The sequence below is a fragment of the Pacificibacter sp. AS14 genome (assembly GCF_038899935.1).
Classification (GTDB): Bacteria; Pseudomonadota; Alphaproteobacteria; order Rhodobacterales; family Rhodobacteraceae; genus Celeribacter.
The window spans coordinates 1-22,598 of sequence record NZ_JBBMQI010000027.1; the positions used below are offsets into that span (position 1 = coordinate 1).

23 protein-coding genes are annotated in these 22,598 nt (G+C 53.6%); 5 read left to right on the plus strand and 18 right to left on the minus strand.

Annotated elements, in window-relative coordinates:
• The 4 genes from WNY38_RS17255 to WNY38_RS17270 form a co-directional block, all read right to left on the minus strand.
• Positions 1-387 (minus strand): AEC family transporter (locus tag WNY38_RS17255; RefSeq protein ID WP_342858632.1); only part of this gene is annotated, 387 nt, incomplete at its 3' end.
• A gap of 48 nt (positions 388-435) precedes the next feature.
• The gene (locus tag WNY38_RS17260; protein ID WP_342858610.1) at positions 436-1,740 is read right to left on the minus strand and encodes a TRAP transporter large permease; all 1,305 of its coding nucleotides are present in this window, start codon (positions 1,738-1,740) and stop codon (positions 436-438) included.
• Positions 1,740-2,339: a TRAP transporter small permease gene (locus WNY38_RS17265; protein ID WP_342858611.1), complete on the minus strand. Its 600-nt coding sequence runs from the start codon at positions 2,337-2,339 to the stop codon at positions 1,740-1,742. Before WNY38_RS17265 ends, WNY38_RS17260 begins: the two co-directional genes overlap by 1 nt.
• Before the next feature lie 32 nt (positions 2,340-2,371).
• On the minus strand, positions 2,372-3,418 hold the full coding sequence (locus WNY38_RS17270) for a TRAP transporter substrate-binding protein (protein ID WP_342858612.1): 1,047 nt from the start codon (positions 3,416-3,418) through the stop codon (positions 2,372-2,374).
• A 121-nt stretch (positions 3,419-3,539) separates the two neighbouring features.
• Here WNY38_RS17270 and WNY38_RS17275 point away from each other — a divergent pair, with 121 nt between their 5' ends.
• On the plus strand, positions 3,540-4,295 hold the full coding sequence (locus tag WNY38_RS17275; RefSeq protein ID WP_342858613.1) for a GntR family transcriptional regulator: 756 nt from the start codon (positions 3,540-3,542) through the stop codon (positions 4,293-4,295).
• A gap of 446 nt (positions 4,296-4,741) precedes the next feature.
• Positions 4,742-5,521 carry a hypothetical protein gene (locus WNY38_RS17280; protein ID WP_342858614.1) on the plus strand — a complete coding sequence of 260 codons (780 nt, stop codon included), beginning with the start codon at positions 4,742-4,744 and terminating at the stop codon, positions 5,519-5,521.
• A 47-nt stretch (positions 5,522-5,568) separates the two neighbouring features.
• On the opposite strand, the gene WNY38_RS17285 is transcribed toward WNY38_RS17280, so the two are convergent.
• From WNY38_RS17285 to WNY38_RS17300, 4 genes are all read right to left on the minus strand, one after another.
• Positions 5,569-6,234, minus strand: a complete 666-nt coding sequence (locus WNY38_RS17285; RefSeq protein ID WP_342858615.1) for a hypothetical protein — start codon at positions 6,232-6,234, stop codon at positions 5,569-5,571.
• Entirely contained in the window at positions 6,231-7,583 is a 1,353-nt protein-coding gene (locus tag WNY38_RS17290; protein WP_342858616.1) for a plasmid recombination protein, read from the minus strand. The genes WNY38_RS17285 and WNY38_RS17290 overlap by 4 nt, the downstream gene beginning before the upstream one ends.
• A 286-nt stretch (positions 7,584-7,869) precedes the next feature.
• The gene (locus WNY38_RS17295; RefSeq protein ID WP_342858617.1) at positions 7,870-8,721 is read right to left on the minus strand and encodes a hypothetical protein; all 852 of its coding nucleotides are present in this window, start codon (positions 8,719-8,721) and stop codon (positions 7,870-7,872) included.
• A gap of 228 nt (positions 8,722-8,949) precedes the next feature.
• Positions 8,950-9,435 carry a tyrosine-type recombinase/integrase gene (locus WNY38_RS17300; RefSeq protein ID WP_342858618.1) on the minus strand — a complete coding sequence of 162 codons (486 nt, stop codon included), beginning with the start codon at positions 9,433-9,435 and terminating at the stop codon, positions 8,950-8,952.
• On the opposite strand from WNY38_RS17300, the gene WNY38_RS17305 reads away from it, so the two are divergent.
• Positions 9,391-9,855: a M20/M25/M40 family metallo-hydrolase gene (locus tag WNY38_RS17305; protein ID WP_342858619.1), complete on the plus strand. Its 465-nt coding sequence runs from the start codon at positions 9,391-9,393 to the stop codon at positions 9,853-9,855. The two genes, WNY38_RS17300 and WNY38_RS17305, sit on opposite strands and share 45 nt — an antisense overlap.
• 12 nt (positions 9,856-9,867) lie before the next feature.
• Here the strand turns inward: WNY38_RS17305 and WNY38_RS17310 are convergent, their stop codons facing one another.
• The 7 genes from WNY38_RS17310 to WNY38_RS17340 are packed head-to-tail and all read right to left on the minus strand — an operon-like array spanning position 9,868 to position 16,072.
• On the minus strand, positions 9,868-10,536 hold the full coding sequence (locus WNY38_RS17310; RefSeq protein WP_342858620.1) for a hypothetical protein: 669 nt from the start codon (positions 10,534-10,536) through the stop codon (positions 9,868-9,870).
• Between the two features lies 1 nt (position 10,537).
• Positions 10,538-11,779 (minus strand): PLP-dependent aminotransferase family protein, encoded by a 1,242-nt coding sequence (locus tag WNY38_RS17315; protein ID WP_342858621.1) that lies wholly within the window; start codon positions 11,777-11,779, stop codon positions 10,538-10,540.
• 37 nt (positions 11,780-11,816) lie between these two features.
• The gene (locus tag WNY38_RS17320) at positions 11,817-12,800 is read right to left on the minus strand and encodes a branched-chain amino acid ABC transporter permease (protein ID WP_342858622.1); all 984 of its coding nucleotides are present in this window, start codon (positions 12,798-12,800) and stop codon (positions 11,817-11,819) included.
• Between the two features lies 1 nt (position 12,801).
• Complete coding sequence (locus tag WNY38_RS17325) at positions 12,802-13,668, minus strand: branched-chain amino acid ABC transporter permease (RefSeq protein WP_342858623.1); 867 nt, start codon at positions 13,666-13,668, stop codon at positions 12,802-12,804.
• A complete protein-coding gene (locus WNY38_RS17330; RefSeq protein ID WP_342858624.1) occupies positions 13,665-14,387 on the minus strand; it encodes an ABC transporter ATP-binding protein in 723 nt (240 codons plus the stop codon). The genes WNY38_RS17325 and WNY38_RS17330 overlap by 4 nt, the downstream gene beginning before the upstream one ends.
• Positions 14,387-15,118: an ATP-binding cassette domain-containing protein gene (locus tag WNY38_RS17335; RefSeq protein WP_342858625.1), complete on the minus strand. Its 732-nt coding sequence runs from the start codon at positions 15,116-15,118 to the stop codon at positions 14,387-14,389. The genes WNY38_RS17330 and WNY38_RS17335 overlap by 1 nt, the downstream gene beginning before the upstream one ends.
• Positions 15,119-15,169: 51 nt before the next feature.
• Complete coding sequence (locus WNY38_RS17340; RefSeq protein WP_342858626.1) at positions 15,170-16,072, minus strand: amidohydrolase family protein; 903 nt, start codon at positions 16,070-16,072, stop codon at positions 15,170-15,172.
• Positions 16,073-16,212: 140 nt separating this feature from the next.
• On the opposite strand from WNY38_RS17340, the gene argE reads away from it, so the two are divergent.
• Both argE and WNY38_RS17350 read left to right on the plus strand, forming a co-directional pair.
• On the plus strand, positions 16,213-17,385 hold the full coding sequence (argE, locus tag WNY38_RS17345) for an acetylornithine deacetylase (RefSeq protein ID WP_342858627.1): 1,173 nt from the start codon (positions 16,213-16,215) through the stop codon (positions 17,383-17,385).
• A gap of 25 nt (positions 17,386-17,410) precedes the next feature.
• Positions 17,411-18,652: an ABC transporter substrate-binding protein gene (locus WNY38_RS17350; RefSeq protein WP_342858628.1), complete on the plus strand. Its 1,242-nt coding sequence runs from the start codon at positions 17,411-17,413 to the stop codon at positions 18,650-18,652.
• Between the two features lie 76 nt (positions 18,653-18,728).
• Here the strand turns inward: WNY38_RS17350 and WNY38_RS17355 are convergent, their stop codons facing one another.
• The 3 genes from WNY38_RS17355 to WNY38_RS17365 all read right to left on the minus strand — a co-directional run bounded on the left by WNY38_RS17355 (position 18,729) and on the right by WNY38_RS17365 (position 22,299).
• Positions 18,729-19,481, minus strand: coding sequence for a LuxR family transcriptional regulator (locus WNY38_RS17355; RefSeq protein WP_342858629.1), 753 nt, complete (start codon positions 19,479-19,481; stop codon positions 18,729-18,731).
• 125 nt (positions 19,482-19,606) lie between these two features.
• Positions 19,607-20,422: an alpha/beta hydrolase gene (locus WNY38_RS17360; RefSeq protein ID WP_342858630.1), complete on the minus strand. Its 816-nt coding sequence runs from the start codon at positions 20,420-20,422 to the stop codon at positions 19,607-19,609.
• A gap of 704 nt (positions 20,423-21,126) precedes the next feature.
• Positions 21,127-22,299: an MFS transporter gene (locus WNY38_RS17365; RefSeq protein ID WP_342858631.1), complete on the minus strand. Its 1,173-nt coding sequence runs from the start codon at positions 22,297-22,299 to the stop codon at positions 21,127-21,129.
• Between the last annotated feature and the right edge of the window lie 299 nt (positions 22,300-22,598).

Here is a 22,598-nt window from a genome sequence, read left to right on the forward strand (position 1 = left end):
GGAAAAGCCCCGTCGCATTCGAACGGAAAGTGGCCTAAACGAGCACTTGGGGCGGCACAGAAACGTGACAGGTCCACCGCTCATCGCTAGAAGGATCGATTCCGCAGCGCTGCGTTTCAGGATCTTAGTGGCCAGCAGAAACCCGAGGATGAATACGACCAATTCGGCGCTTAAGTAGGTAAAAAGAGGCCGTGGGTCGAAACCCGAAAAGCTGATCTTGGCGCTAAAATTGAACAGAAAGACCGGCAAAAGCACCGAAAGCGCAAAACGGTTGATGATGCGCGCTTCACCGACCGTTGTTCGCCCCCAACGCCCTAGTGCGAAGCCAAACGCCATGATCGCAAAGATCGGAAGGATCGGATTGCCAAGAACCGTAAGAATTTCCAGATCCTTGCTCCTGAAAGGTGCCGCAGAACTGGTCCTGCGGCGGCTTCGTTATTTCAGGGCTTCCGGCAGCCAGGTTACGATTCCGGGGAAGAACGTGATCAACGCGACCAGCGCCAAGATGCCAACAAAGAATGGCAATACGCCCATTATGACGTCGGTAATCTGACCCCGATTTCGAACACCCTGCACGATGTAAAGGTTCATGCCTACGGGCGGGGTCAACAGTGCCAATTCGCACATGATGACGATAAACACACCGAACCAGACCGGGTCGAAACCAACCGCAACGACCACCGGAAACAGCACCGGAATTGTGGTAATCATCATCGCCAACGCATCGAGGAAACATCCAAGGATGAGGTAAAGAAGCACGAGGCAGAGCACGAAGACCGTAGGTGACATATTCTTTGACGAGATGAACGCAGCAACCTGATCAGGGATGCCAAGGATACCCATGGCAAAGTTCAGGAAATACGCGCCCATCAGCACGAACAAGATCATCGCCGTGATGCGGATCGTCGCCAGCAAGCTGTCATTCAACATCGTTAAATTCAGCTTGCCGTAGTAGGCAGCTAGCCCGAGGGATGCCACAACGCCGACGGCAGCGGCCTCGGTCGGGGTGGCCCACCCCCCATAGATACTGCCAATAATCAGCGCGAATATGACCACGGGGCCGACCAGATCAATCAGCCGTTTCCAGCGACCTGACAGGTCAGGTTCGGGGCCGGTTCCGTCACCGGCAATTGATGGCCAGATCGTCGCGGCGACTGCGATAATGATGACGAAGAAGCTGGCAAGCAGCAGGCCGGGAATGATGCCCGCAATAAACAGCGCGCCAATAGATGTGTCCGTGATCGCACCGTAGATAATAAGGTTGATCGACGGCGGGATCAGGATGCCAAGGGTCGCACCGCTCGCGATTGATCCGGCAACCCAGCGTTCACTATAGCCGTGTTCACGAAAGGTCGGAAACGCGACAGTGCTGATCGTCGCGGCCGTCGCCACGGAACTGCCGGAGATTGCGGAAAACATGGTCGAAGACGCAATGTTGGAATGCAGCAACTTGCCCGGCAACCACTGTACCCAGTCCGAAAGTGATCGATACATGCGCTCTGCGATCTGGGCGTTCACGAGGATTTCCCCCATCAAAATATAAAGCGGGATGGCCGTCAGAACAAAACTGTTCATCTGCCCCCACATCAGATTCCCCATGGAATTGAGCAACATCGGCCCGACGCCATAAATCACACCGATTAGGGCCGTTAAGGCCATGACCGCACCGACATGCAAGCCGAGCATCAGCAGACCGATGACGCACAGAAACCCGACGGCAATAATTCCGATACTCACCATTAATTGCCGCCTTTCAGCTTGTCGCCAAAACCGGCGGCTTCGAGTTCTTGTTGTTCTTGGCTTTTCGCCTTCATCTGCGCCTCGACCCCGTCAAAATCCCGGCAGGCGAACATGATCACGCAGCGCACAAAGATAACGACCGTCAGCACCATAAATAGGGTTAGCCCGACGACCCAGATGCCTTGTGGTATCCACAATGGCGTCTGCAAAGGAGTGGTCGAGATAGCGCCATAATCGATGGATTGGCGCAAGGACCGCAAACCATACCAGAACATACCGCCTGCCACGACCATCAAGAACCCCGCAGCCAGCACATGCAGCACAGCGCGCGCTGCCACTGGTAACCTCGAAAGAACCAGATCAATTCTGGTATGCGAACACGTAAGCGCCGCATAGCCGAACCCGACAGCGCCCGCGATGGCAAGGGCATAACCGCCCAGTTCATCCACCCCCTGAAAGGAATGGTTGAACACTTTGCGGGCGACAATTTCGACCGCCGTAACGACGGCCTGAATAAGCAGGACGTACCCCGCGCCCAATGCGAGCCATTTCATCATGCGTTCTTCGAGTCGCATTGGACTGCTTGTTTGATTGGACACGAGGGGTTCCTTTTTGCGCTTAAATGGCCGGATTAGTTGGGAGCGACAGCTGTAAAGCCACGCGCCGCACCAACGGTTTCGTTCCAGACGGCTGTGCAACCAGGATAGGTCGCCTCGCAGCGGTTGATCCAGTCAGGCAGCACAACGGACGCCGCTGCCATGCTGACCGCGGCACGATCATCATCGGAAACATCCACCAAAGCCATGCTGAAAGGCGTGCCTTCCGAGCAGCTATCCTGACCTGTGTTACAGGCGACAGCATCGTCGTTAATGGTCCTTGCAAGCGCCCACTGCTCTGCTTCCAGTGTTGCGTACGTCGCAGAAACTGTAGCGCGCTCTTCGTCGGTCAGGCTGTTCCACCACTCAAGGTTGGCAAAGATACCCTGCACAGAGCCGGACACGGAAAGTGGCAACTGGTGGGTCGTCACCTCGGGCCAAGCACCAGAGTTGCCCGAGGTCGGCGAGGTCACGCCACAATCTGCAACGCCGCGCTGAAGCGCCGGATATACTTCGCCAAAATTCAATGTAACAGGCGTAGAGCCAAAAGACTCAAGCAAGGCCGACATGGATGGCGTGAAGCTGCGGATTTTCAAGCCTTCAAGATCGGCGACAGACCCGATCTCTGCATTGCAGTAAAACACCTGCGGGCCGAAGGGCCACAAGGCTAGAACTGTTGCACCAAAACGTTCTTGCAAACGCGCATCGAACACATCGCGGTAAGCGTCAACAGCAGTCGCCAGGCTGTCCATATCCGGTGAAACACCGATTAGGTCGATCCCTTCAAAGAAAGCATCATCGCGCGCGGCAGTCCCGATTTGGACAGACACAATATTGAAGGTGTTGTCTGAGACGAAACGCAAACCGTCTGCCGTGCTGAGGCCCAGACCTTCATAGTTGTTGTATTGCACAGCAAAACCGCTCCCGTTCAAGGTTTCGATTGCGGCAGCCTCGTTCGGGTATTGTTTCGCGGTCGGCAGGATTTGCGTCAGAACGCGCGCGGACGTCTCGGCGTGCGCCGCGGTTGAGAACATTGCGCAGCAGGCTGCGGTGACCATCAATGTCTTAAGATTAGTTGTCATGGTGATTTTCCTCACTGTTTTCGTGTTCGGCAACATGGTTCGTAGTAATGTATGATTGCATGCAATATAAACAGATGAATTTTGCATTTGCTACTATTGTTTTTACATAAGGTCTGGAACTATGCTCACGATCCGTGACATGATGAATTTTTCATCGCTAAAACAAAGTAGAAGAGCATCGAAAATGACCTCGAATTCTAACGCGACGATAAACCGGGCGGCATTGCACACGCAGGTTGCCGATGCCCTGCGGGATCAGATCGTGCGTGGAGACCTTGAATCCGGGGCCCGGCTGAATGAGATTGAACTGTGCGAAACCATGGGTATTTCGCGCACCCCACTGCGCGAAGCGATAAAGATTCTCGAAGTTGAAAGCCTGATCGAAATCAAACCGCATAAAGGTGCATCCGTCGCAGAGATCAGAATCGAGACAATCGATGAAATCTTCCAGATTCTTGCCCCGCTGGAGCGACTGGCGCTGGAACTTGCAATGGCGCGTATGGACGACGCTGGCTTTCAGACCATGCAGGACATGCATGACACGATGATTGCCTGTTACCACGCGCAGGACCGCGAAGGCTGCTTCTTGAACGACGTTGCATTCCACAATCAGATCGTGAGTTTCGCAGGAAGTGATGTGTTGAAAGCAACCCACACGAACCTAACCAATCGGTCTCAACGTGGACGGTTCTTTGCGCCACGGTTCTCCCAAGAAAAGCAAGACGAAGCGATGGCGACACATGAGAAGCTGATCATTGCCATTATGGATCGTGACATTCCCGCCGCTTCACAAATCATGCACGACCACGTGGTTCGAACGGGTGTTTTCGTACTTGATTCAATCAGGCTCGGGCAAGAGCAGAAAACCAGCAAGTAAGCGGCCGAACTTAGGATCAAAGTACTCTGGATCACGTCAACAGGGCACCCATGATCCTGCCTGTTACCGAGAGACATCAGTGAGAAGCGGCCATTGAAAAAAGCCGCAGCGAAAGGGCGTAAAGTCCCGCTGACCAACGTTTCAGCCGACAAAATGCTGCAAGATGCACGAATGTCCGCAATTGCGGGCCGCACTGCAGCATCCTGAGGTGGACGTGAAAGGCAGCTGTGGGCCGATCTCGCCCTGACATTGGGGGATGGAGCGCGACTTTGCAAAGGTCGTTATCTGCGCTGTGCTGCCTTTGATGCAGACCGCAGCATGAGTGACACGGCATTCAAGCTTGTGAACGTCCGCTAACGCCTGTCTGAGCATGTGATCTCGCACGTGCAGCGAATGCACACTATCCGCCCTTGGCGTTTCGGCGCAAGGCCGCAACTTCACTTGGCATGACCCGTCATCACGAGTTGCGCGGCTACCCTTATGAGATCCTCGGCCTCCAACCAGGCGATGCCCTAGAAGATGTTCTAACCGTCTACGCAGAACGCAGCGACGCTGCCCCAACAAGCAAGAGCGAAGTTCTGCGGGTGCAATCGCCCGATGGTGCGGTTTTCGAGTTCACCTATCAGCTCTTCACACGGATAGGTGATGTTGGCATCAATGGCCGGCTCGCCAAGGCCGCACAAGATCAAGTGACCGCCACGTTGTCTTCGGATGTGATGCAACAGCGTCCGATGGCGATCCATCGAAATCTGATTCAGCCGAGCGATGAGTTGCCAGAGCCTTTAGAGTTGCGCGCACAGATCGAAGAAACCTATGGCCCGCCCTCGCGCGTTCAGATCAGCGGACGCGAAATGACCCTGACCTACGCCTGGAGTACGGAAGGTTTCATCGATGACCTTGATGCCCTTGGCCCCATTACACATGAGGAAGAGCGTACATTTTCAGGTCGGACTTCAACAAGCATCACTGAATACGAGATCTGTGGTTCCGCACGGCATTACCGTAGTGATGTTACCTACCAGTTCGAATATCCGCGGGATAAAGAGATCAAACCCGGCTGCCTCGCGACCTTCACTGTTAGCTATCGTGGCGATCCCGGCATAACATCGATCGGCTTTTCCCTAGTGGATTACGAACTTGGCCGAATGCACATGGAAGAGTTGGATCGTCAGATTATTAACGCCCTGACCGATGAAGAAGTCGAGGCCTCGGACATGGATCTCTGATCATGGACAACCAACAACGTCCAACTGCCCCAAAATGACAAGTTGGTTTAATCGGAAAGGCGGTACATCCGCCCATTCAGGTGAGCAACTTCTGACAAATCGGCTGCGCGCCATCGTCGCAGGCGCGCCCCTTCCGGGACAACAACCACCGTACTGTCCTGAAACTCGACTAGCTGGATACCAACCCGCTTCCGGAGGGCAATAAAGTGCTCAAGCTCTTGACGCACAGTCTCTCGCTCCTGAAGAATCGCTACCAAATCAGCGCGGACATCAATCATTTGCGCCGTAACTTCATCGGTCTGCTGAGCGAAGCTGGCTTGCAATCCCGCTAACTTCACCTCTCCCTCTTCCCGTACAGCCGCAATTTCCTCAGCATAGGCCGCGCGCAAGCGCGCCGCTTTATTCTCGGCTGTGGCTTTGATCCTTGTCGCAGACCAATATGCTAGGGCGACAACGACAATCGATGCAAAAACGGTAGCGACAACACCGGCCCCCACGAGCATCCATAGCTTCCGGATACGTTGCTCCAGCGCGGAAGCACGCCTATCGATTAGATCAGTTCGTGCCCCCAGCTCATCGACTGACAACGACGCCATACGTACTGCCTTGTCCAGCTTTCCGACGGCAAATTCGGCATCACGTGCCGAAGTCACGCTGTTTGATCGCCGCTTTGCATTTAGATCCGCGATCCGATCATCCAGACTCTTGATCATGGTTCCATCCCTCCCGATGGCGGCCTTAAGATCGGCTTGAGCGCCTCAGCATGATGTTCGCGTTCTTTGTTGATCTCTTTCTCGGGCATCAAATTGCTGAGTTTACTCCAAGCCTGGCTAACCAATACAACAGCTTTCTGGACAAACGGGGCTATCTCCAGCCGTTCAACTTCATGCGCAAGCTTGGGATCATCGAACTGCAACACCGCCTGGGTGTCATCGAGGCGGACATTGCCTGTCAGAATTCCGATCAACACACGGGCCGTTACAGAAGCAACACGCAGCACGGTTTCCCGAACAACTTTTCGCTTCTCCTGATCAAAAGCACTGCGCGCCGATTGCAGGTCATTGGCCTGACGCTCTAGCCGTTTAGTTTGTTCATTCAGTTTCGAACGCATGCGTTGCTTCAGCGTGTCTGCCTCAACTTCGGCGCGCGCGCGGATCATTTCAGCGACTTCTTTGGCTTTAGTTTCTGCCGCAATGGCCTCTGCAACGGCAGCCTCGGCGGCTTTCAGCTTTTCTGCGAGTTCGAGTGCCTTCTTATCGGCATCGGCGTCAAGTTGGGCTTCAACTTGCCCGATGCTTTCGACTCGGTCCGACATTTCGCGGAGCAAAAGTGCATCGCGCCGCGCCTGCTCTTTGCGCTGTTTCCACTGCTCACGAGACAATCGTTCTCGCTTTGGGCCGATGCGTGTTAAGCCTGCCGGAAGCCCGACCTCGTTAAAGTACTGATCCTGCAATTCGCGCCCACGTGCGCGGTAGGCGAGATTGCCGAGTTTAACCGCCTCCTTCGATGGCAGGCCGCTGTCCTTGGCCAGTGTTTCGGCATCTTCCTTGCTCGCCCAAGCCGGGTTCAAATAGCGCGCTGAACAGCTGGCGTCGTCCAAAGGCAAAATAAAAGCATGGATATGCGGGTGCTCTTCGTCGACGTGCTCGACAACAGAAACCAGTCGTTCGCCAAACCTTTCCCTGAGCCAACGCATATTTAATTCAATCCAGCGCTCATAGCCATCTCTACCTACGGATCCATCGACGATCTGCTTGGTCAGCAATGGATAGGACGCGATTGCCGTCAGTAAGGTGTGGCGGTCTTTCCGAATGCCCCGCCGAGCGGTTGTGCCGTCTTTCAATTTAACTTCGATGAACCCGGATTCGACCATTTCGTCATGCTTTTCGCGCACTAACTCAGGTGTCAGGCCGTAGATTATATTTGGCGGTTCTGGGTTTTCGACGTGCTTAGAAAATTCGGGGACACGTGCCGCTTCATCCAAGACCTGTTGCACATTTTGCCCGGCTTTGTTGGCTTTGCGAGAATAGCTTTGGATATGCAAAAATTGAGGGCCTGACATGGTCACAAGCCCCGGTAAGAAGAAACGCAATACTGACCGACTATTGAGTTGATAAACAACTCGCCGGGCAAGACGCTGCGCCCCTGCACCCAACCAAGCGACTGCGTCGCCGATCTGTGCCAGATCGAAGCCACCCTTGGTGGCCGCAAAACCATCTCTTCTCCAGCCATGTGTTGGGCGCTCAGAGATAGTTTTACTAAGATGCTACCACCGTCTACATTCCATGAGCCACTGATACCACTTGTGCTCTCGCACCCAGATCGCCCCATCAGGGCAGCAATCAAATTCATACTGAAATCCCCGCTTCCAAGGCCTCATGTCGTTCAATTAGTCCGGCGCTGATGGCGGCATTGACCTGTGTCACTGATAGATGCCGACACATCCCACTACGGGTTTTCACCCAAGCGGTGGTCTGCGCCAGCAGCTTTGCAGCAGCAGCGGCTTGCAAGTCATCGGAGGCGTCAAGATCGTCAAGATGCCGTTGCCATTTACGATCGCGAAACCAATTATCGGAAAAGCAAACTTTGGATCGAGTGAACCCCGCACTCTCGGTTGCGTAAGCCCGCACAGCATCGAACAGGTGATTGGCTGAGATCTCAGTGAGCGCGTCCCGGATCATCTGGTGGCATTTAGTTTTGCCGCGTCGCCTGTCCGCTGGGTATGCTAACCAGACCCTTTCCAAATCTTGCTCCATCGCCCCTGCATCGCGCGGAGGATATGGGTTAGTATCTGGTTTATATCTGTTCCTTATAGTTTTGCCCTCGAGGGCATCTGGTTCGCCCGAGGGGGCAGTTGTATCAATAGCCTTTTCTGACAGATCGGCTTGCCCATCTGGGCAAATGGGATCGCCCAAAGCATACCATGTGGTGCGATCGTATCTATCATCACTAAACTGGCCCTTCACAATCAGGCCAGCATTCGACAGCTTGTCTAGCGCCGTCCTGATCTGCTTTTCCGTCAAATACGGAAACAGTTCTGCAAATGCAGTGACTGAATTATAAGTCCAATAGCGACCATCACGCAGGTTACGCCGGTTGGCTTGGTTTTTTTCAATCCAAAATGTGAGATTTTGGTAGAGCACTGCGGCGTTCAGACCTACTTGAGCCGCAATTTTAGGTTCAAAGCTGTGACGGCCCATTAAGCCACCCCAACTAAAGTGATGGCAGAATACACATGGGTATCAGGTTCACCGCTTGTTCGGCATATGTCCTGATACTCATTTAGACTTAAGTCGTTGTTTCCATTTAAGAAGCATATGGATTGCAAATCCGTGTACAGGAGTTCGATTCTCCTACTCGCCTCCATTTAAAATCAATCACTTACATCACTCCTCTTAATGTAACGGCTCGGCCGTTTACAGTTGCGTTTACAATTTTGGTGCATCCTGACGTTTTTCAGCTGCTTTCATGAGGGCAAGAACGTTGTCGCTCTCATCAGGACTGACACGCGCATATATTTCAATGACCTCAGAAGCATAGCGAACTGACCACCCCATAAGAGTAGCAATTTGACGTAGCGAAAGGTCCGAATTAAGTAAGCGCGTAGCTGCAGTGCCCCGTGCATCCGCAAGTGTTTTTTCGCGACCGTCTTCCCATGGCTGCACATTCGCCTCACGTCGCCATTTCGTGATTTGGTTCGACGCCCAACGACCCGCCAGCGGCTTGCCAAGTTGGCTGACCAATAGGGTCTCTTGCCCTTCTGGCGTCTCATCAATCAACTGCGCCAATGTCTCAGTAACTGGAATGTAGGCCATGCGGCCTCGCTTTTTTGTTTTGCAGCGTAGCACTCGGCCAAACGTGTGGCGGTGATGGATTGCACCGATCTTGCTGGGTTTAACCCTAAAGGCCGACATCCCTCCACCTTGCAAAACTGGATGCAGCAGATAGCAGCCTGCAAGGTCCAACAGCACCCGCTTGAGCTGATCGAATGCTGGACGCGCGAGCAGGTCGAAGATGGCCTGGCGGCGACCGAGGCACGCGGTGTCGATGTCGTGTTAATCGACACCAACGCGCGGTTGGCGGAACCGCATCCTCTGACGCAGGCAGCTCTTGCGCGCGCCACGCAACTTCAAGCCAATACACCGCGCCTCAAAGGGTTCGAGGCGGTCACTGACGCAGCTCATTATGCGGGAAAGGGCGTGGTGCCGATCATTTACGGGCCATCCGGCGATGGGTTTCATGGCGATAACGAATGTGTCGAGATTGATAGCCTTGTTGAAACAACCAAAGTCATTGCGGCAACAGTTTTGGATATGTGCGGCGTCAAATCCTGACGCCGCGGGGGCCTATGCTTGCTTGGGCGACACAAGCCCAAAAACCTCTGCCACGCTTTGCCCCGCGGCAAGGCCCGCAATCCATTCAGCTTCGAGCGTCACCTTGGCGTTGGCGTCATGGATGTAAGACAGAACACTCTCAGGCGACAGTGCGATCAAACCGTCATCGTCGCCCATAATTAAATCTCCAGGAGTCACGAGACGCCCACCAACTGTGACCGGTTGATTGACCACGCCCTGCGAGACACCTATGGGTCCACGCGGGGTTACAGATCGTGCAAAGACTGAAAAATCAGGCCATCCTGCAAGTTCGGCGACATCGCGTACAGCACCGTCACACACCAGACCAGACACACCACGCGCGCGCAGATGCCCGCCCAGAATCTCGCCAATCATTGCCTCTTCTTTGTGACCTCTGGCAGAAATGACCAATACATCACCCGGCTGCACCAAATCCAATGCGTGCAGGACCGCGCCAAAGTCTGGCGGTTCGCATTCCACGGTGACTGCGCGGCCGAATAGCTTTGGCTGGGCACCGGGGGGGCATAGGGGCCGGATCAGCGGATCGATCTGCTCGGCTGGAACCAAGTCAGCGGCAATCGCGACAGGAATATCTCGCCAAGGCGTGATTTGCGCATCCGTCAACGATGTTTGGGTCGGCATGTGAATGGTCACTGTCATATCAGGGGCCCTTTCGGTCTATGGTTTTCAACACCGTCGCGAGACGGCGGACACCCTCGGTCAAGGTATCAGGATCATTCAACGTAAAGTTCATCCGCATCGCCCCGCAGTGCACGCCGGTCGCATCGAATACACTACTGGGCGCGATACAGACACCTCCCGCCATCGCGGGCTGTAGAAGTGCATCGGTGTCCATCGTTTGAGCACGCGCCTTGGCCCAGACGAACATGCCACCTTCCGGCACCTCCCATTCGAACCACTCTGACAGATGCTCTGCCATCGCAGCGCAAAGCGCGTCACGCCGTGCGCGATAGAGGTTGCATAACTGCGGTTGCAACCGTTCGATCAGACCCGCGTTCAATGCGCCGAGCACAATTCGTTGCGTAATTCCACTGGTCGAGATGTCAGATCCTTGCTTGGCCAGCGTAAGCGCCCCGATCATTTCAGGTGCTGCGATGATCCAGCCAACCCGCAGGCCCGGAGCCAGTTCTTTGGACACCGTTCCCATATAGATCACAGGTCCATCGTATACTTCGCTGTTGCCCATGCGTGCAGATAATTCCAGCATGCGGGGCGGTGGTGTGCCTTCAAAGCACAAACCGCCGTAGGGGTCATCTTCCACCAGCCAGACACCTGTGCGATGTGCGCCGTCTACAAGTTTTTGCCGGATTGCTTCACCTACAAGTTTCCCTGTGGGGTTTGAAAAGTTGGGCACAGTATAGGCGAATTTGGCGCCGCTAAGGGCAGCATCAGGATCAAAAGCTGCGCCGTGGATATCCATATTCCGAAACTGCGGACCACGTGGACGCCAAGCGTCCAGCGCCCCGAGGTAAGTTGGAAATTGCCCCGCTACCAAATCGCCTTGGTCCAGCAAAACTTTACCCAACAGATCAAGTCCCTGCATGCCGCTTGTCGTGACGAGGACGTTATCAGCCGTCAGCCGAACCCCAGACGTGCTGAACCGCTTTGCGAGCGCATCGCGCAGGTCAGCCAACCCCTCAATCGAGCCATACCCCAATGTATCAATTGGATTATCTTTGATAACCTGCCGCGCGATCTGGGCAATCTCGTCAGCTGGATAAATTTGCGGTGCCGGCAGTCCCCCCGCCAAATTGATCAACCCCGGAACCTTCCCTGCGGCGAGAAATGTCCGGGTGATTTCGTTTGTCTGCGACATCCAATCAGCGAAAGACGGGCGCGTCTTATCTTTCGTAGAGGGATCGAAAGTACCGTAAGCGGTCATGGATTTGGTCCAATCATTCAAAGTGGTTTTTAGCAGGTCACGTGTTCTTCGACTTTAGATCTGTTGGGGGTGGCCTACCGATAGAGACTGCCTTAGACATCAGATCAATTGCACCGCCCGGTGCAATCCGCAAAATGGCAATCATCGTCACAGCGATCACTATGAAACGCGCCTCTTCAAAGCCTCTGATCCCGGCCATTCCTTCCGAGACAAACGTCAAAACAAGAGCTGCAAAAATAGGGCCGATGATTGTACCTGTCCCTCCGATCAAAACCATCGACAGCGCAAGCGATAGGGTCGCAAAACCGAATACCTCGGGCGATGCCACGCGCAGGTAGACCGCGTAAAATCCGCCTGCAATACCCGTAAAGATCGCGCTAACGACCAAAACCAGAATGCGCTGCCGGGCGACTGAAATACCGCGCGCTGTGGCGTAATCTTCATTGTCGCGCACCGCTCTTAGCGATTTTCCAAAAGGTGAGCGCGCCACCAGTAGCAAAAACGTGGTCGAGATCGCAGTCAACCCAAGCGCAGTGTAATAGTAGCCCAATTTGAAATCGCGTGCGAAGTTATAGTCACCGATCCTTAAACTAGGGATACGCACCATGCCTTCTGCACCGCCGGTAATTTGCCCTTGGCTCAACACCAATTGCAGGGCCAGTTGACTGAAGGCAAAGGTTACGAGCACAACGTAGATGCCTTTGAGCTTAGCCACGGGTGCCGCGATAATCACAGCCACCACCGCTGCAGAAAGGCCACCTGCAATCATTGCAAGCCACGGATTTACCTCGAACGTTTTGGCCAAAATTGCAGCGGTATAGACACCCACTCCGAAAAAGGTCGTATGACCAAAATTAAACAGTCCTGCGAAGCCGAGGCTCAGATCCCAATTAGATACGATAACTGCAAAAATAAGCGCAAGGATGGCAAGGTGGCGGGTATAGGAATCCTGAAATATCATTGGAAAGAACAGCGCCGCAATGCCGACAAGAGTGATGGTGAAAAGCCTATTGCGTGTCATGTCATTTTCTCCCGAAAAGGCCATTGGGCCGTAAAATCAACACGGTGATCATCACCACAAAAAGAATGAATGGTGTCCAATAGAGGCCCAGCCAAAGAATGAGGAACGCTTCGAGAAAGCCGATGACATAGGCGGCCCCAGCTGTGGCACCCATACTTCCCAGCCCACCAAAAATAACGACGATCATTGCTTTGGTCAGCGGCTCCGCGCCGAGGCTGGGCGTAATGAAGCGGATCGAGCCGAGCAGCACCCCTGTGAGGCCTGCCAAACCTGCGGAGAGCGCGAAGGCGATAGAAAAGGCTCTGTTGACGTTGATCCCGATGAGCGCAGCGGCATCCTGATTTTGCCCCACAGCCCGCAACGATCGCCCTGTCGCAGTCACTGTTGCAAACCGCCAGATCGCGAACAGAACCAGAGGGGCCAAAACAATGATGAACGCCTCCTGTCTGGAAATGATTGCCCCGCCAATTGATATATCGCCCTCAAAAAGTCTCGGGCTTTGTTTGAGCCGCGATCCCCAGATGATTTGGGCTCCTTTTTCGATGATGATCATCGCCGCCAGAGTGGTCATCACGGTCACCAACAACATGTTGCGGCTTCCATAAAACGGGCGCACCAAAAAATATTCGATGATAACGCCTGCAACCATTGCCGCCGCGATGCCCGAGAACGATCCGATCCAGACACCCAAACCCGCGCCTTCGCCAACGGTCCACGCTACAAAGGCACCGAGCATCATTAACGCTCCATGAGAAAAGTTAAAAACACCCAGCGTGGTCCAGACCAAGCTGAGGCCACTTGCCATCATCGCGTAAAGCGAGCCGAGCAATAGACCAGAGATCAATGTTGCGATTACTGTATCCATCATGCGTCTTCCGCCCCAAAATACATCTTTACGATTTCTGCATGATCTGGCGCGTTGTCTGCGGCGATTTCGCGCTCAACCGTTCCGTGATCAATCAGATATAACCTGTCCGTCAGGGTGAGCAGGAAATCCACATCCTGCTCCACGATAATCAGTGGAATGCCCCGTGCTGCGATTTTTGCCGTGGCATCGCACAGCTCTTGCTTAAGTTTTGGCGATAGGCCCAACGTCGGCTCGTCGAGGATCAAAAGACGTGGATTGCACATCAGCGCACAACCGATGGACAACATCTGTCGCTCTCCGCCTGACAGGGTCTTGGCGAGCTGCTTGCGCCGCTCTGCCAAACGGGGAAAGAGCTCGTAAACATACTCGAGAGTTTCAGTGGATGTCTTACGAGCGCGGGGCACAAAGGCGGATAAGGCAAGCGTTTCCGCGACCCCCATGTCACCGAAGAGAGTGTTGCCCTGTTGAGCGTGCACAAGCCCTTGCGCCACAATGTCGGACGGCCGCGTTTTTGTGATTTCTACACCGTCAAACCGGATTGTCCCTTGCGAAGACGGGAGCAGGCCAGAGATGCACCGCAACAACGTCGTTTTACCGTGGCCGTTTGGTCCGAAAAGCCCGATGGATTCGCCCTGATCCAGTCGGATCGAAACACCGCGCAGAACAGGGACTGTCCCGTATCCAGCATGTAAGTTTTCAACGTCTAGAAATGCTGACATCAACCACGTCCTCCAAGATAGGCATCAATGACCAAAGGATCGCGGACCACGGCATCGGGCTCGCCTTGCGTCAGCACCTGCCCCTGATTGAGAACCAACAAGCTTTGGCTGACCGAGAGCAAGAGGCTGAGCACATGTTCAATGAGAATAATGGTGACCCCTGATTTGTTCACATCCAGCAGCAGCGCGTCCAGGGCAGCAATCTCGGGCTTGGTCAGCCCAGAGGCCGGCTCATCCAGCAGCAGCATCTTGGGTTTGGAAACCAGTGCAGACCCGATCATCAGCTGCTTTTTTTCATAGACGGACAAATCACGCGTTGGCATATCCCAGCGCGATGGCTCAAACTTGACCAAATCAAGTGCAGCCTCGATCGCTGTGGCGCGTTCGGGCCGCTCTTTTTGTCCGGCATAACTCACACTCAGCAGCATTGTATCAAGCGGTGAGAGGTCTTGAAACTCGGCATCTTTCTGGAATGTTCGGCACAGCCCCGCACGCGCAATCTTGTGGGCGGGAAACGAGTCAATGCTTTGCCCGTCAAATTCGATGGATCCAGAGGTCGGCGTGAAGGGAATACTAGTAATTGCATTGAACAATGTGCTTTTTCCCGACCCGTTCGGTCCGGCAATGCCAAGAATTGATCCTTCAACAACGTCAAAGCTCACTTCGTGGACGGCCCGTAGGCCCCCGAAGTATTTGCACAATTTATCCACTTTAAGAATTGGTCTTGTCATATGCTCCATCCGCGGCGCTGCAGTATCACATCTGGCAGCGCGCTACCGTCTCTAGTCAAACTTATAAACGCGTTTAGCGTTGTCGTGAAAATACGCCGACTGTTCACTGGCAGACAAGTGCTGCGTGGCTCGCATGGCAAAATCCATGATGGTCGGATAATCCAGTTTCAGCGAAGATACCGGGTAATCGGTCCCGAATATGCATCTGTGAGCACCGAACACTGCAAGGCAGTCATGCACAATCGCGGCAAGACTTTCCTCTGACCAATCAGGGTCATAATGGCTGGCGTTTGACGTTTTGATCACGACGTTTTCGCAACTGGCCATCGTCGCCAAGGCGGCCCGCCAGCGTGCCATGCCTGCCGCGTCGCGATCAATCGGACTGGCGCAGTGGTTTATAACAATAGTCATGTCCGGAAAACTGTGCGCCAGATCCTGAACGATACCTGCCTGATAGGAATAGACCATCAACTCGAGGTTTAGGCCCAGCGCGTGGATCGCCGCCACATCACTACGCCAAGCTGGATCATAGCCCAGATAGGGATCGGAGGCGAAAGACAGATCAAGCGTCGGGTGATTGCTCAGAATTCCGCGAATGCCTGTCATGCGCGGGTTTTCTGCCTGCGCCTTGAGCAGGTCAGCGGCATCCTTGGTGCCCAAGGCCGCGTTGCCCACATAGCGTGTGGCAAGCCCTGATGATTTGTCCAATGTGTCGAGCCAAGCGGTCTCGCCTAGTGTATCGTTTGCGTCCCAAAGCGCTTCGATGTGTACACTTGCAACGATTGGCGTGTCACCAATTACATCAAGAAACTGCTCAACCATGAAATCATGTCTGATTTTTTCCAGCGATCCAAGCGCGTCGATGCCATCCGATGTATTGGTAAGCCAAGGATGCTTTCCCATCGACAGGTCCCAAAAGTGGTGGTGAGCATCGATAATTGGGCCATCGTACATGATGTCTCTCTTCCGTTGGCAAATAGCATTTGGGAAAAGGCTAGCGGATTCGCACCTGCACAAAAACTATCATCATTACTAGTAGCCGCCATCGGCGGTCTTGCAGTTAGCTTGCAGTACAGATCAAAGGAAATCTTACAATGCCAACTGATGTTGAAAATGCAATTTCCATTCTAGGCGACCTGATCGCCTTCAACACCGTTTCGGACCGCAGCAACCTTGAGATCGTTGAGTACATTGAGAGTTACTTGAATGATCACGGTATTGCCTCATACCGCGTCGCCGATGCGAACCTGAAGAAGGCAGGCTTGTTTGCCACTATTGGTGATCCGTCCATCCCTGGATATGTGTTGAGCGGGCACACGGATGTGGTGCCGACCGACGGTCAGGACTGGACCAAAGAACCGTTCAATATGACCGAAGAAGACGGGCGGTTGTACGGGCGGGGGACCTCGGACATGAAGGGGTATTTGGCCTGCATGCTTGCCGCCGTGCCTGCCTTGGTCAAAGCTGAACCAGCGCTGCCCATCCATCTGGCCTTTTCACATGATGAGGAAATTGGGTGCCTCGGGGCACCGATCTTGATCGATGAAATGATCAAGCATATGGCCAAACCGATTGCCGCTTTTGTAGGTGAGCCGTCTCAGATGATGATCAAGGACTGTCACAAAGGCAGCTGCGGGATGACGACGACGATCACAGGGCTGGCTTGCCATTCCTCACGGCCCGATCTTGGAGCCAGTGCAATCGGTGCCGCTGCATCGGTGGTTGAGCACATTCATGCCATCGGTGCGGAACTTGCCAGCAATCCCCGCCCCGAGCTGAACGCCTACGAGGTTCCCTACTCCACCACGACCTGCGGTGTGATACACGGCGGCACGGCGCGCAACCTCATTGCAGGGGATTGTGTGATCCAATGGGACATTCGCGAAGCATGGCCCGGCGATAAGGCGATGATTCAAGAACGTGTGGAAACCTTCATACAAACCAAAGTGCTGCCAGACTTGCGAAGCGCATTTGCGAATGCAACCATCGATACTGAGGTCGCCTATGACGTTCCCAGCCTCAGTGCGAAAGAAGGCAGTGAGCTGGAAACACTGGTCAAACGGTTTGCGGCCCAGAACCAGACCTCATCTGCCAGTTTTGCGACCGAGGCTGGCATATTTGATAATGCAGGTATTCCCGCCGTGGTCTGCGGTCCTGGCCGAGATAGCGAAGCACATATCGAAGATGAATGGGTCGCAAAGGACCAAATCGCCGCCTGCATGGCGTTCATGGAGCGCCTGACTGACGCTGTCAAACCAAATACCTAAAACAAAAAAGGAAAGGGAGAATATTATGACAATGAAGAGAAGAAATTTTATTGCAGCCATCGTAGCTGGCCTGTCTCTGGCCGTTTCGGCCCATGGCGCATCTGCGCAAGAGGTCATCAAAATCGGTGTACTTGCACCGATCTCGGGTGGTGCCGCCGCTGACGGGCAAGAAATGGTCAATGGCGCAGAGCTCGCCATTAAGGAGATCAACGCACAAGGCGGCATCGGAGGTTATACCTTTGAGCTCGTCGTGGGTGACGTGGAAGACCGCAGCGCATCCTCCGTTGCGACATCGGTAGAGCGGTTACTGTCCAACAGAGATATGGGTGCCGTTCTCACGGGATACGCCTCGACCACAAATTTTGAGATCGAAACGATGGCCGAACAGGAAATGATCTATATGGTCGGCGCGCAGTCACCACAAACGGCAGCGATCATTTCTCCGAGCCCAGACGATTTTGGTACGATCTGGTCTCTCACGCCCTCTTTCGACGGCTACAACACTGGCGTTCTGCCAGTTATCGAAGGCCTCGCCGAAGCAGGTACGCTGGATCTTCCCAACAAAAAACTGGCCATCGTTTCCTCGGACAACCCCTACTCCAAAGGAATCGCAGACGGCATCGTCGAATCCTTTTCCGCGGCAGGTTGGGAAATCACGCAAAACGAGCTACTGCCATTTGGAGAGATCAACGACTGGCGCGGGTTCCTTGCAAAAGTACGCCAAGACCCGCCGGCTTTGCTGATCAACACTGACTATGTGTCATCAAACGCTGCGACCTTCATGTCACAGTTCAAGGAAAACCCCACAGACAGCCTTGTTTTCATCCAGTATGCGCCCTCGGTTCCAGAATTCCTCGAGCTGACCAAAGAGAATTCCAACGGCGTTGTCTACAATCTGCTGGGCGGTATTCTCAACACACCAAAGAACCCGCGTGCTGCAGAAGTGATGGCCAAGTTCCAAGACGAATACGGTTTGGAGACAGGAACATACGGCGCTATGCTGTATGAGATGGTCTACATCTATGCGGATGCTTTGCAAGAAGTTGGTGACCCAGCAGACCGTGCTGCAATTGGCGAGGCTATCGGTGCCTCGACGCACCAGACAGCATTGGGTGTCGTTGCCTTTGACCCTGCGACGCACCTTGCGCTGCAAGACGATGCCCACGTCCCGCTGCAATTTTACCAAATTCAGGAAGGCGAGCGCGTTCTTTTCTCACCCGACCAGTATCTGACCGGCGCGTTTGTTGAGCCTGATTGGATGAAGTAAGCCAATTGCCTGACCTGCACACGCGGGTCAGGCTTTCCCATTAAACGACAAAATATCGAAGGTCAGGCGGCGCGTTTCAGATCAAACCAGATTTGGAAGCCATGATTGCAGCGTGAACCTTGTTCGATGCATTCAGCAATTTGATCGATTTTTGAAGATGAAATTCAACCGTAGCTTTGCTACGGTTTATGATTTTCGCGGTTTCCCAAGATGTCTTGCCTTCCAACGTCCACAACAGGCATTCCCTTTGTCGATCAGTCAGCACGATATGCGACAGCGGTACGTCAGGGGTGTTTTGCGCCAACACATACGTTGAAATGTAATTCGAAAGCGTGGAAAGCTTCTGAAACCGGTTTTTGATCGCTTCCTGTTCGAGATGAATCGGTCGCATTCTGCTCACCGAAAACAGGCAGGTTTTACTTTGCTTGGTATGGACTGGATAGGTGATGCCATATTTGACACCATGGTCACTTGCAGCTTCAAACAGCTCTTTTGTCTCACGGTCGTACGCCTCCAGAAATTCCGCGTGGCCCCAAAAAAACGGTGTAAGAGATTTGACCGAACCTGAAAAAAGCGGGTCCAGTGCGGCATAGTTGTTGTCCGAATAACTTTGGCGCCATGCGGAATCGTAGTTATCTAACACAATTTCGTTTTCCACCCCACGCACGCAAGATCGCGAAGACGCGAAGGAAAAATTTGAAAAACCCAATATGGCGACAAGCTCACCTACCGTTGAGAAAAACTCAGCCTCCGGCATGAGCGGATTCATTGAGGCAGCGATGACCTCTCCATACAGAGACTCTTCCAATTTTTGATGTATTTTGCGCATTCAGACCAGCCCAATACTCCCGAGTTGAATAGACTGTAAGTAAAACAGGAGACCCCTGAGTGGTCTACTGTCATCACAGGTTTATCAGGCCGTCAGGGGGACCTTTGGCGCATTTATGGGCAGCGCTACACGCTAAGGTCGTTCAGAAAGCGCTGCAATATGGGATCAAACACGTCCGGTGCTTCCCAAAACGGCGCGTGCCCGATTCCAGGTAGGTCGTGTACCTTGCTATCCCACAGATTCTGGTAGTCCAGCGCGGCGATAAAATCGTTTTTTATGAACGCGTCCTCAGCACCGTTCACTATCGCTAGGGGTACTTTACTATTTATCGCCAGCTCTTGCTGATTGCGGCCTACCCCACAGGCGAGCTTCGCCATCATCAAAGACCTCGCGCGCCCGTCGCACCGCGCGACAACCTTCTGCAAAAACGGATCATAAGGGGCGCCCGAACCACAGGTGACGTGGGCGAAAGTATCAATATCCTCTTCGTTGAAGATCTGTTTGGATCCCAAAGAGTGCTCGATATCGCCTTCAAAGCCTTCGTTTATCGCGCCCTTTCCTTGGGTGATCGGTGGAGATCCGGAAATCATCATACCGCAAATCGCATCGGTTTGAGCACTCAAATCAAGGGCAATGTGACCGCCCAAGGACCAGCCAAGAACAGCATAGCGGTCGATCCCAAGCCCCTCCATTAGGTCGCGTGCGACGTCACCGTAGCCGGCCATATTGTAGGACCGATCTGGATCCAGAGCATCATCCGACGCACCATGTCCGGGCAGATCAAAGGCAATGCAACGATGACTCTGCCCAATCTTTCCGTTCAGTTGATTCCGGAACACCTCGTGGCTGGTCGAATTTCCGTGGATCAGTAAAAGAGGAAAACCGGCGCTTCCGGTGTCCTGATAGGCAATCTTGCCATGTGATGTTTGTACAAATTTCATGGTCGGCTCATCCAAATCATTGATACTTTGTTACCTGCAGACATTGTAACCATGCCTCCGAGGAATACTGGCGTCGTTGAATAGTCTCTACTCGCAACTTGTTTTTTTACTATAGTGCACAGCGTGATAGTTTGTTCAACTTAAACCCTAAATGTGCAATTATTATTGCGCATTTGCGCTTTATCGAGACTAAGTTAGCCGTTTGGACGACTCTTACCATAAGCGCCATTATCGGGGTTTACACCTTGATCGGGTAAATTCTGATAATCGGCATGCGAACCACCGACCCCACTCATCGTGGATAATGCCTTATTTTTCAAATGTACGGGTCAATCTGACGAGAAGATCCGCATCGTTTTGGACGGTCTGCGGGGCGAAGACAATGAGACCTTGTCCGCCATTGGTCCGAGGACAATGGTCGAATGCCGATTTATGCCGCCGTGAAGACATATCACAGGGTATCTATTACAAATGACCGAAGGACTTCATGGACTGTTGAGGTAAATGCTATTGGTTCCAAAAACCTGACGACGGACAAAGTTATAGATGGTTTTAGGATGGTTTGGGGTCCAGCCTGAACCCCGTCATGATATCGGGTTCCGCAGTGGTTTCCATCGAAGCCACACGTTCGAGAACAATGCGGTAAATGACCGTGTAACCGTTCTTGCAGTGCCGCCGCCCCGTCTCGATCAAGATACCCTGCCTTAGAAAGTCGGTGATGGTGCGTTTGCGGTAGGTCTCGCGGACTGCCGTTTCCACATAGTGACGATGATAACTGTGACTACAATCTGCACGGCTGAGAATACGGTCATAGCCGTCAGCAGGCCAAGCATATCGGCCAAAGCGCCACTGGCAATCACGGGAAGAGAAAATCCAAAATAAGCATAAACGAATAGTCCAGCCGTCGCCCGAGCGCGATCCTGTGGAGCGCGAAGGGAGACTTCAGAAAGCGATGCAAGGTAGCTGAAACCATAGCTAGCAGCGCTCGTGATGCATGTTCCGATAAGCACTAAGGCGAGGAGATGTAGCCAGACGCCAGCTAGGAGAACCAAAAATCCGAGTGGGATCAGCACAAAGCCCAAGGCGAGGGATTGGCTATTGGTCATACGACGGGCAATCGGCTGGCAGAGAAATCCTACGAAAATCGCGAGAAAGATCACCAGACCCGTCCAGCCGCCAAGACCGTTTGCTGCTAACTCCAGCGGCACCACCGCGATTGTCATGCCCGTGGTGGACCAAGCTAGGGCCATGGCCACTCCAAACACCCATATCCCTTTCGGAAATACCGGCAGGCGTAAGACCGACACTTGTTTCGGACGATCTACGCGGGGCAAGACTAATGAAATGATTGCCAGGAGCGGTGCTGCGACAATCAATGCAATGTAACTGGCAGGAAGAAGCGTCGGTCCTTGCAAGCCAAGGCTGATACCAGTGGCCAACGCACCTCCACCAAAGCCGAGAGACGTGGCCGATGTGACAATGAGTGCTGCGCTGCGGGATCGATCTTCGCCAAGTATTTCGGTCATGTAAGCCGTTCCTGCCGTTGTCGCGAGGCCGGTTCCAACTCCAAGAAAGAGCCGCGCAATCACGAGGCTGCTCCAGCTTGGAACCTGCACCAAAAGCACAGTTGCGACCACTCCGAGCAGCAGAGCCATCGCAATTGGTATCCGGCGACCGATGCGATCAGACAACCCACCAAGCAGCATAAGGGTCGGCATAAGGCCAGCGGCATAGGCCGCAAATGCGACCGTCACAGCCGTCGCGCCAACATTACTTTCAGCCGCATAAACATCATACAGCGGTGCTTGCAGATTCACCGCGAATGTCACCGTGAATAGCCCGAGTGCAAGTAGCGAGGCGGAAACCTTTTTTGTCATTTAAACACCTTGGGAATTGGCTTGAGATCCAAATACCAAGAAGACGGAGATATAACAATTTTTAAATTGTCATAGATACAGTGAGACGATGCCCAAAGCCAGATACTTGACCCTCGCCGATACGATGGCCCGCTCGATCCAAACAGGCAAATTAGTGCCGGGAACCAAACTTCCCACGCAGCGCGCCTTTGCTGAGCAGTTTGACATCGCCCTCGCGACGGCCAAGGGATCACGGTGCGCAAAGGCCTGCGCGCATTGAAAAACTCGTTTGAGACAATCCTTGAGGAACGCAAAGATGA